10 protein-coding genes and 1 tRNA gene are annotated in these 10568 nt (G+C 29.4%); 2 read left to right on the plus strand and 9 right to left on the minus strand.

All coding sequences use genetic code 11. The features are described 5' to 3' along the window. Nucleotides 1-92 precede the first annotated feature (92 nt). From DFR80_RS14555 to DFR80_RS14575, 5 genes are all read right to left on the minus strand, one after another. Entirely contained in the window at nucleotides 93-695 is a 603-nt protein-coding gene (locus DFR80_RS14555) for a response regulator (protein WP_114490426.1), read from the minus strand. Nucleotides 696-741: 46 nt separating this feature from the next. Continuing rightward, a complete protein-coding gene (locus DFR80_RS14560) occupies nucleotides 742-2163 on the minus strand; it encodes a sensor histidine kinase (RefSeq protein ID WP_158537739.1) in 1422 nt (473 codons plus the stop codon). Between the two features lie 240 nt (nucleotides 2164-2403). Further along, a tRNA-Arg gene (locus tag DFR80_RS14565) sits at nucleotides 2404-2480 on the minus strand. A gap of 246 nt (nucleotides 2481-2726) precedes the next feature. Beyond that, entirely contained in the window at nucleotides 2727-3932 is a 1206-nt protein-coding gene (locus tag DFR80_RS14570; RefSeq protein ID WP_114490428.1) for a helix-turn-helix domain-containing protein, read from the minus strand. A 16-nt stretch (nucleotides 3933-3948) separates the two neighbouring features. Next, on the minus strand, nucleotides 3949-4479 hold the full coding sequence (locus tag DFR80_RS14575; RefSeq protein WP_369862825.1) for a tyrosine-type recombinase/integrase: 531 nt from the start codon (nucleotides 4477-4479) through the stop codon (nucleotides 3949-3951). Between the two features lie 80 nt (nucleotides 4480-4559). Here DFR80_RS14575 and istA point away from each other — a divergent pair, with 80 nt between their 5' ends. Both istA and istB read left to right on the plus strand, forming a co-directional pair. Continuing rightward, nucleotides 4560-6134 carry an IS21 family transposase gene (istA, locus tag DFR80_RS14580; RefSeq protein ID WP_114490430.1) on the plus strand — a complete coding sequence of 525 codons (1575 nt, stop codon included), beginning with the start codon at nucleotides 4560-4562 and terminating at the stop codon, nucleotides 6132-6134. Nucleotides 6135-6148: 14 nt separating this feature from the next. Continuing rightward, on the plus strand, nucleotides 6149-6904 hold the full coding sequence (gene istB, locus DFR80_RS14585) for an IS21-like element helper ATPase IstB (RefSeq protein WP_114490431.1): 756 nt from the start codon (nucleotides 6149-6151) through the stop codon (nucleotides 6902-6904). A gap of 33 nt (nucleotides 6905-6937) precedes the next feature. Here istB and DFR80_RS15510 read toward each other — a convergent pair whose 3' ends face one another. From DFR80_RS15510 to DFR80_RS14605, 4 genes are all read right to left on the minus strand, one after another. Next, the gene (locus DFR80_RS15510) at nucleotides 6938-7066 is read right to left on the minus strand and encodes a hypothetical protein (RefSeq protein ID WP_255417072.1); all 129 of its coding nucleotides are present in this window, start codon (nucleotides 7064-7066) and stop codon (nucleotides 6938-6940) included. 343 nt (nucleotides 7067-7409) lie between these two features. Beyond that, nucleotides 7410-9056 (minus strand): leucine-rich repeat protein, encoded by a 1647-nt coding sequence (locus tag DFR80_RS14595; protein ID WP_114490432.1) that lies wholly within the window; start codon nucleotides 9054-9056, stop codon nucleotides 7410-7412. 32 nt (nucleotides 9057-9088) lie between these two features. After that, entirely contained in the window at nucleotides 9089-9592 is a 504-nt protein-coding gene (locus DFR80_RS14600; protein ID WP_114490433.1) for a hypothetical protein, read from the minus strand. A 388-nt stretch (nucleotides 9593-9980) separates the two neighbouring features. Next, nucleotides 9981-10475: a DUF3883 domain-containing protein gene (locus DFR80_RS14605; protein ID WP_114490434.1), complete on the minus strand. Its 495-nt coding sequence runs from the start codon at nucleotides 10473-10475 to the stop codon at nucleotides 9981-9983. Between the last annotated feature and the right edge of the window lie 93 nt (nucleotides 10476-10568).

Here is a 10568-nt window from a genome sequence, read left to right on the forward strand (position 1 = left end):
AATCTTCAAATTCAAATTAAAAGGCTTATTTTTATGATTCGCAGACAATATTTTTTTGAATTAAACTAAATTAAGCGTATTATGAAATTCGCTTAATTATATAAATCTGTATTAATTTTATGTTGATCCTGATAATTAAAAGTTATAAAAAGATAATTTTCAGCCTTAATACCAAGCAATCTGGTGTGTTTTAAAAAGTTATTTATGGAAGATTCTGTATTATAAATTATATTTAAAATTATTTCTTTTTCTAAAACTGGAGAAATATTTTTGATTTTTTCCAGCAGTTCTTTTTCTTTCTCATTTTCTTTTTTCTTAGCTTTAATTTTATTAAGAGCACTGTCAATAACTTCTTTAAAATCTGCTTCTACATATGGCTTAACAAGATAATCACTAACTCCGATTTTAATTGATTTTTGTGCATAATCAAACTCACTGTGAGCAGTTAATATAATAATCTCAATTCCTGGTATTTTTTCTTTTAGTTTTTCAGCTGCTTCCAGACCATTTAGTTTGGGCATTTTTATATCCATCAAAACCAGATCAACATCTTTTTCTAAAGCTTGAAAAAAAGCTTCTTCTCCATTACTAACCTCAGCAACTATTCTAATCTCTTCTTTATAAAGTTTATTTATAAAGAATTTTATTGCTTTTCTTTCCAGATGTTCATCTTCTGCTATCAATAACTTTATCATCTTTCCCTCCTTTTAAACTTAAAAAATCTTAATTAAAGTAAGTTATTTATGAATTTTTAATCGGTATCTCAATAACTACTTCAGTCCCCTGGTTAATTTTAGAATTTATTTTTAATAAATTTTTTCCATAATGAAGTTTTAATCTTTTAATTACATTTAAAATGCCCAGACTCTCTCTTTCCTCTTTTTTACTGTTCTGAGGCTCTTCATTTAATATTTTGCTTAGTTCTTCACTCTCTATACCAATTCCATTATCTCTAATCTTAATTTCTACCTTTTTTGCAAATCGTTTAATTTCTATTAAAACTCTACCTTCCGAAGCTGTATCAGCAAGTCCATGAATAATTGAATTTTCGACAATAGGCTGAATTATCATCGGAGGTATTTTAATCTGTTCTAAATCCCCATCTGTATATATCTCAAAATCCATCTGTTCCTTAAATCTTGTTTCCTGAATAGTAAGATAAGCTTTTAAAACCTCGATTTCTTTTTCTAATTCAACTAACTTACCTTTGTGATCAAGGTTATAACGCATTATTTTAGAAATTGCAATTATTAAATTCTGTGTTTCTGCCGCATTTTCAAACATTGCAGTTCTGGAGACTGTATTTAAAGTGTTAAATAAAAAATGAGGATCCATCTGCATCTGCAGATTTAAAAGTTGGGATTCTTTTAACAGCCTCTCTTTTTCTATATTATCCATTTTTTCCTGATTTAATTTATTCTCAAGTTCTGATTTTTCCTTTAATTCTTTAATATAATTTCTAATATTGTTTTTCATCAAATTGAAAGTTTGTCCTAAAATATTAAGTTCCCGATAATTAATTTCTTTAATATCTTCAATCTCCCAGTGCCCTAGCGAAAGATAACGAGCAGCTGAGGATAATTTTTCAATTGTATTGAGAATACTATTTGACATTAAAACAGCAAAAATAAATACAGCTATACTAATTAAAATAACGACTGCATAAATAGTTTTTGTCCTGTTCTGAGTATCTACCAGCAAATTGACATAATTACTACTATGATAAGCAAGATAAGAATTTATTAAATTCTGAGTATGACTGCTCATATAAGAATATAGTGTATCAATATCAGTAAGCTTTTGATAGGTACTCTGATTTAAAACACGACTGTTAAATAAATCTGCAGCCAATTGATCATGATAATCAAGCATATTATTTAAGTTTCTATAAAAAGTCCTGCTTTTTGGATCACGACTAATTTCATCTTTTATTTCTTTCATCAGAGCTGTTATTTCATTCCGCGAATTTTGATATAACTCTCGATTTTCTTCATTTCTCTCCTGAAAAAATAGATCAAAATGACGCGAGTTTTCGGTGATTTTAAGTGAAAGTTGATTCAGTTTAAAATTAACATCAACGTTATTTTGATAAATCTCTATTTCCCTATCCCGTCTTATAAAGGAAAGAAAAAAAACAATATTTAAAATGACAATAATAATCATAAAAATACTTATTATTCTACTTCTTATTGATCTTTTTGGTTTTTTTACAAATTCAATAAATCTGGAAATTATAACTAACACCTCCCATATACAAAAATATATCAGCAAAAATCTTTCCCGAACTAACATTATAATACTACTTTAATAACCTGAGTGTCAAAACATAATTTTGCTAAAGAAAAAGACCAGCCAAATTAATGGTTGGTCCTATCATAATCATTCTATATAATAAATTATAAATGGTGAGGTTAGGCGGATTTGAACCGCCGGCCTACAGATTAGGAATCTGTTGCTCTATCCAGCTGAGCTATAACCCCGAAAGGTGAATCGCTATGAATACTGTCAAATCAGTTATGATACCCTTTTCGCTCTGTTCTTTTTTTGGTAGTGAGACACAGATCTTATTAAAACTGAGACACAGATTAATTTTATTGTATATCTTATTATTTTAAAAATCAAGTTCAATTCTACAAATAATAATTAGAAAAATAGTTTATGAACTTAATTATATATAATTCTTAATAATAAAATAAAGGAGTTAGAATAATCACGTCATTGACAAATCATTTAATCTCAATAAAGAAACTTTTTACAATTGGTTCAGCTAAATTCTTGCCGTACAATATTCCTTTTAACTCTATAGTTTTACCACTCAAAGTAGAGTTAATCCATACTCTAATAGCTTCTTTATAAATAGTACTATACCTATGATGTTTTATTTCTCCAACATCCTGCTCTACTATAACTTTACTATCTTCTTTAAAATTTATCTTGGGATAATTTTTAATACTATCATTTGGATAATACAGGTTTGTTATCTGTGATTGCAAACTATTATTGGGTTTTTCATAAAATTTATGAAATATATACAATCCTTCTTCTTTAGGTATTATCAACTTAAATATTACATCTTCAATATATGCACTATCTTCATTTATTATTTCAAAGTTTATACTATATGATCTGTTAAATAATTCGTAAATATCATTATCTTTATAAGTTTCTTTTACATTTTCTAAATTCTTCTCTAATTCTTCAATACTTCGAACTTCATAAGGAGCAGAGGAAAAGGTATGCCTGTACCCTTCCATCATTTTATTAAAATCACCAAATCCACTATTACCAAGAATATCTTCTGAGTTTCTTTTCTCTTCTAATATTTTTTTTATTTTTTTAGCTGCTCTATCAGAAGGTAATTCTTCTTTTTCCAAAGCTGGTAATTTAACTTTTTTAGAATAATCAGTATTTATGAAACCAATCTTAATATTATCCTCAAAATTGTTTGAAGTTTTATTCTCAAATATTTTATCTATATCATTTCTTGTCATTGGATCTTGTTGAGTCCCTTTTCTAACAAAACAGTCTCCTTGATTTAAATCTTCATACTTTTTCTTCATCATATAAGGCTTATTATCAGATTTTTTAATCTTAATAATGCCTATTAATTTACCGTTATCTTCTTCATTTTTACCATTATACTTATGAGGTTCATAAGAAATCTCAATATAAGGTTCTATGTTTTTTCTTATTAATTGTTGATAATTTGATGAATCTATAAAATCTTCTTTTTCAATACCAACAATATCTCTTTCTCCATTAGCTTTATGATTTACCCCAACAACAATAAGTTTTTCCCCCTCAACATCAGCATTAGCCATTGACATAACATCTTTTAATAGAGCCTCATGTTTATTGCCATAATATTGAACGGCTTTAAAGTCTAATTTCGTGCTTTCATTTTCATAATCAATAATATCATCATATTCCAAATCTAAGCCCCCCTTTTTATAAAGAAAAGTTCTTCATTGAATTGTCCATAACATCCTGATTAACACCAATATAATCTAATGTAACGCTTGGAGCTGAATGATTAAAGAGCTGCTGCAGCAGTGCAACATCTTTATGCTGCTTATAGTGCCAATACCCAAAAGTTTTTCTTGTGCTGTGATTACCAATATGTTCTAATCCAACTTTTCTGCCTGCTGAACTTAAGATTCTATAAGTTTGACTTCTGGACAGCGGCTGATTGGTCCCATTCCTGCTCTGAAATAAATATTCATGGTCCGCCATATTGGTGATATAATCATCCAGGGCATTCCTCAACACAGAATTAATGAAGAATTTTTTCGATTTACCAGTTTTCTGCTCCTTTAAAATGATGTGAGTTTGATTTCTAACATCCTGAACTTTAAGTTTAAGCATATCACTAATTCTAAGGCCAGTTGTAGATGATAAAATAGATTTTACAAAAACGATAAATAAGATTTTACGGATATTGCTAGATAATGTAAAGCCCGAGATTTTGAGTTGGCAAATATGTCAAATTAATCCAGTACCATAATCTGCTCTTTTAGGATATAATATTCTTTAAATAATCCTAAGAGGAGGCAGAAATATTGAGCAAAGAAGATGGATATAAAGTGCATATAGAAATTCCACAATTAAAAGAATTGGGGTTAAATAAATCTCAGATCGCAAGAAAGCTTGAAATTAGTCGGCCAACACTTAATAAATACTATGATTTATCTCTGGAAGAAATTGAAGAGGTACTTCAGTCAATGAATACCAGAGCTAAAAAGGCAGATGAATATCACGATGAAATCTTAAACTGGCTTAAAAAACATCCTGACATTCTCTCGTCCGTAATATATGATAAGATTGAAGAACTGGCTAGAGGCTATCCTGGATTTACTGAAGGTACTCTCAGAAACTATGTCAGATATTTAAGAAAAAAACATGATATCCCCAAATCAAAATACACCAGAGACTATGAGGCAATTGAAGATCCACCAATGGGTCAGCAAATGCAGGTTGATATGGGTGAAAAATGGGTCTACAAAGCAGATGAAATAACAAGAGTTAAACTGTATCTCATTGCTTTTGTACTTTCCCATTCTCGCTTCAAATATGTAGAATGGTTTGATAGGCCACTAACTACAGCTGATGTAGTAGCAGTTCATGAAAATGCATTCCAATACTTTGAAGGAATTCCTGCAGAGGCGGTCTATGATCAGGACAGTTTAATACTTTACAAAGAAAACTATGGTGATTTAATTTACACTCATCAATTTGCTTCCTACAGGCTTGAAAGAAAATTTAGAGTATATATGTGTAAAGCTTCTGATCCAGAATCGAAGGGACGCATTGAAAATGTTGTTGGTTACGCTAAAAATAACTTTGCAGCACATCGAACATTTATCAATTTAGAGAAGTGGAATGAGGATTGTCTAAAGTGGCTTGAACGCCGTGCCAACGGTAAAAAGCACGGCACAACGAAAAAAATACCAGCCCAGGTATTCTCCGTAGAAAAGAAATACCTGAAGCCAGTATCCGAAAAAATTAAAAATAATTCTTCTGACTTAAGTATAACCTATCAGGTGAGAAAAGACAATACCATTCCGATAAAAGGTAACAGATATTCTGTTCCCTTAGGTACCTATCATGGGCCTGACAGCTATGTTAAAGTGCTTGAGGACAATGATAAATACCTGATATATGATTTTGAAAGTACAGCCAAACTGGCGGAACATAAAATATTTAAAACTAAAGGTAATCTTTCTAAAAATAGTGATCACAGCAGAAAGAAAACTGATAATATTGATAAACTGATAGAAAAGATAGTTTCTCTCTTTCCTGATAATGATAAAGCCAGTAAATTTCTTGGCAGAATTAGAAAAGAAAAGCCCAGATATATCAGAGATCAACTACAGGTAATCGATAAAGCTTTAGAGGCTAAAGAGCCTGAAACTATTGTTAAAGCACTAGAATACTGTATTGGCAAAAAACTCTACAGTGCCAGTGATTTTAGAGATGTTATCAATTTCTATGATAAAGAAAAAATTAAAGTTGAAGATGATAACATTTTACTGGTGGCTGATAATATAGCCTTAAATGAAAAAGATAAAGCTAAACTTGCTGCTAAACCAGCAGTAAGAGACCTTGATGTGTATCAAAAGATATTTGATTCTTAAAACTGGAGGTATAAATGACAACCACAATTACAAATCTAAAAGATAAATTTAAAGTTTTAAAGTTAAAAAACGCCTCTGAGAATATATCAGAAATCATATCTCATGCTGTTGAGAACTCTTTTTCCAGTGAGAAACTGGTTGAGTACATACTGGATCAGGAGATTGAAGCACGAGAAGCAGCCAGACTGGAAAAATATCTAAAACAGGCAGCATTTCCAGAGTATAAAACTCTGGCTGAGTTTAATCTTGAAGAACAGCAGTCATTATCTAAAAAACAGTTTAACCAGCTTAAAGAACTATCCTGGCTTGAGCGGGGCTACAATATAGTCCTGCTTGGACCCAGCGGTTTGGGCAAGACTCACCTTAGTATTGGTCTGGGCATTCATGCCATTAACGAAGGCTATAAAGTAATATTTGCAGGCATTAGTGACTTAATTTACTGGCTTAAAACTGCTGAAATGATTAGGTCTTCTAAAACTAAACTCAATAGAGTTTTAAAGTGTGATCTTTTAATTATTGATGACATTATGTTTATGGCCATGGAAAAGCATGAATCTAACCTCTTTTTCCAGCTAATAAACAAATTGTATGGTCAGACTTCAATTATTATCACTTCTAATAAAGGACCAACTGAATGGGGTGAATTATTAGGTGATCAGGCCATTACAGCTGCAATTTTAGATCGCATAGTTCATAAGTGCGAAATCATCAATTTAGATGGCGACAGCTACAGATTGACTCACAGAGAAACCATTTTTGGAAAATCTTAGGTGTAAAATCTTATTTAACGAAAATGTAAAATATTATTTGACATTCACACCAGTGTTTATTCCAAGTACAAACAGTAAATAATTTCTGTAGTTATCCTTCAGAAGTTCCATCTTCACCTCTTCAATCTTCTCTTTGTCGCGAATTGGCTCAACTTTATTCATCAACAAAACTCCTTTCTTGTGGTTGATAGTTTTTTAAAATTTACTCTAAATAATAACCTTTCTGGAAAGTGATCACTTCTCACGGGAGCGAAAAAATTAAAGATTCTATATACATTATAATGCACTTAACTGTAAAATTAAATACAATTTGTTGTATTAATGGATAAAAAAATAACAAAAAAGCACCAACATCACTAATATTCAGGGAATGTCAGCACTTTTAATCAATACACCTTAATACATATTTTGTTGTGTTAGTAAAATTAAGTTTAAATTCCTATTATAATAATTATCCTTTTTAATAGATGAAACAGCTTTATAAAATTCTCTACTAATTTTAAACTTACCAACCAATAAGCTCAACATCTTCATCAAAAGCATCCTCCCTGATAGTTCTAACACTTTCTGGAATTTCTACTGTAGTTAATTCATTATCTTTAAAAGCGGTAGATTCAATATATTTTACATTACTTCCTAGATCTACAGATCTTAAGTTATTATAAGCAAAAGCTCCCATACTAATAGAAGTTAAATTCTCTGGGATTTTTATCGATGTTAAATTATTATAAGCAAAAACTAAAAAACCAATCGAATTTATACTATCTGGTATTTCTACTGATTTTAAATTATTTTTCTGGAATCCAAAATCGCCAATTGAAGTCACGTTATTACTTAAATCAACTGAGGTTAAATTATTATCAAAAAAAGCAGCCATACCAATGGAAGTAACGCTATCTGGTATTTGTATTGATGTTAACTCATTTTCACTAAAAGCACCATCACCAATTGATATAACACTATTTCCTAAATCTAATGAGTTCAAATTATTTGCCTTAAAAGCATCCTTGCCAATAGAAGTAACACTATCTGGTATCTCTACTGAGGTTAATTCATTATATGCAAATGCTTTATTCCCAATAGAGTTTATTTTATTTCCAAGAATTAGTGATGTTAATTTATTTTCAAAATCTAATTTTGTCTTACTTCCCATAAAAGCTTCTTCTCCAATTGCTGTAATACTATTAGGGATATTTACTGTTGTAAAATCATTATCTTTAAAAGCAGCTTTACCAATGGTAGTAACATTATTTGGAATATTTATTGATGTTAAATCATTTCCCATAAAAACTTCATCAGCAATAGAGGTAATACTATTTGGGATTTTTATTGAAGTTAAGTTATTATCTTTAAAAGCGGCTTTCCCAATAGAAGTAACACTATTTGGAATATTTATTGATGTTAAATCATTCCCACTAAAAGCATTATCTCCTATCGATGTAACGGTGGTTGGAATATCTACTGATTCCAAAACATTTGATTCTAAAACTTCTCTACTAAAAGCTCCATCGCCAATTGATTTTACCTCAACACCATCAATATGAGTAGGGATAATAATATTTTTATCTTCTATATCAAAATTAAAATCTGTAATGATCACTGATTTTTTGTTTTCTATTCTAAACTGTAAATTTTCAGGTGATACTTTAATTTTTCCATTTTTGTAATTAACTTTTTCTTTAACCTGACCATTTTCATTGTATCGTATAGCTTCTCCATGTTCTTTTCCCATTTTAAAATTAGTTTTTGATTTAATCTGTCCATTAGGATAATAAGTTATTCTTTCTCCATTTATTTCTCCATCTTTATAATTAAGTTTTGATGTAACCTGACCATTAGAATAGATCCATATAAGGGATTCTCCGTGTTTCTCCCCATTTTTATAGGATATTTTTTGTTTAAGTTGTCCATTCTCATAATATTTTATTGTTTCTCCATGCTTTTTTCCGTTTTCAAAATTAATTATTTCTTCAACTTGACCATTAGGATAATATTTTATGGTTTTTCCTGTAAATGGTTCTGTCTCATTGACTATGTAGTAGGTTCCATTTCTATTTTGCAACTTCGATTTGCTTACTTTTCTTTGACTGGAGCCAACTACCAAACTTAAACTTAATATTAAAATTAAAGTAATAATAAGTATTTTTTTCAATTAAAACCCTCCTGTAAATGTCAAATAATATTTTATATCTCTAAATTATAACTGATCTCAAAATAAGAGCCAGAAGCATCAAAGTTTAAATCATGTTCTCCTAAATAAGTAGTGTGTAATTCATCAAATTTAATGTCTCTTATGTTATAACTTAGAATTAGATTGGATCTCTCTGAAATTTTATATGACAAACTTACTTTATATTTAAAGCCACTTCCTAAAGAAGAAGCATAAATAGGTGTTCCAGGATCTATAAAGCTTCCTCCTGTATAATAACCAGGGTCTCCAGGCCAAGCCGAACCGTATTCATCATATTTAAATTCATAATCAATTTCTTCATAATAAACTTTAGTGTCTAATCTAATTTTATCATTATCAAATAGAATTAAACCACCACCAATATCATATAATTTATAGCTGTTATCATCATTAGGCATACCTTTCCCCAATCCAAAGCTAAAAATTAATTTATTAATTGTATAGTTACTATAAAGGATTATCTCATTAGATTTTGTAGATTCTTTTAAAGGATCCATTGAAAAATAGTAAGTATCTCCATATCCATCCTCAAAAGTTGCAGAATCTCCTTCAAGACTATCATGATAAAAAGGGATATTTGGAGATATTGATAAAGAAAAATCAAAAGACTTTGAATAAGCAGTTGTACTATTTACTAATACTAATAATAAAATAGATAATAGTATTAAGAATGAACTATATTTATGTGCTTTATTAAAGATAATTAACCTCCTTCAGTTTCTTAATTTTAGAATAACACAATAAGATAGGTGTCTATGAAGTCTTGGAAATAGAAAATGCTGAGTATTATATAAGGCGTATCAGAAAACCAACTCCAACTCAGATATAAGGTGCGAACGATACGCCAATGGGAGTAACAGCACTATGCCTCTTAAAATATTTAAATCAACTTTTAGATAATTTAAAAACTTGGGTATCAAAAGAATAATTGGTACATTCCCAGACCCATTGTCTACATTTTCTATCCATATTTAATTTTTTCAAAGGATTTTTTAAGAAAGCAACTTTTAATTTATTACCTTCCTGTTTAATTATTGTAATAACATATTTCCCCCCTTTATCTTTTGCAGCAGACCATTCATTATTTGTTATTATAAAAGATTGACCAAAATTATCCACTGACTTAACTTCAAAATAAATATCATTTCCATCAGGATCAATACCTTCAATATCAAAGCCTAAATTTTGCTTACTAACATCCTTTACATTATAATTTTTATAATTTAATATTTTACAAACTTGTTGTTCAGCACTTCTCCATTTAGTTATGCTCAAAACTTCCTTTTCTTCTTCGTCATCTTGCTGAATGTTTTTGTTGTCTGTAAATTCAATTTGAGTTTTTTCTCTATCTAAATTGATTTTCGGAAATTTAATATTCAACTTGAATTCGGCAAGTAAAAAGTTAAAGTAGTTCTTTTTAGATTTTTGCCGTTAAAAAATCATTTCAATCTTTAAAAATAAAATATTTTATTG

The sequence above is a fragment of the Halanaerobium sp. ST460_2HS_T2 genome, assembly GCF_003337665.1.
GTDB lineage: Bacteria > Bacillota > Halanaerobiia > Halanaerobiales > Halanaerobiaceae > Halanaerobium > Halanaerobium kushneri.

Bases quoted from the DNA above. Each gene is read 5' to 3' on its own strand.
- DFR80_RS14560 (WP_158537739.1), bottom strand. From the start codon at position 2,163: ATGATTATTATTGTCATTTTAAATATTGTTTTTTTTCTTTCCTTTATA.
- DFR80_RS15510 (WP_255417072.1), bottom strand. From the start codon at position 7,066: ATGAATAAAGTTGAGCCAATTCGCGACAAAGAGAAGATTGAAGAGGTG.
- DFR80_RS14555 (WP_114490426.1), bottom strand. From the start codon at position 695: ATGATAAAGTTATTGATAGCAGAAGATGAACATCTGGAAAGAAAAGCA.
- DFR80_RS14600 (WP_114490433.1), bottom strand. From the start codon at position 9,592: ATGGATCCTTTAAAAGAATCTACAAAATCTAATGAGATAATCCTTTAT.
- istB (WP_114490431.1), top strand. From the start codon at position 6,149: ATGACAACCACAATTACAAATCTAAAAGATAAATTTAAAGTTTTAAAG.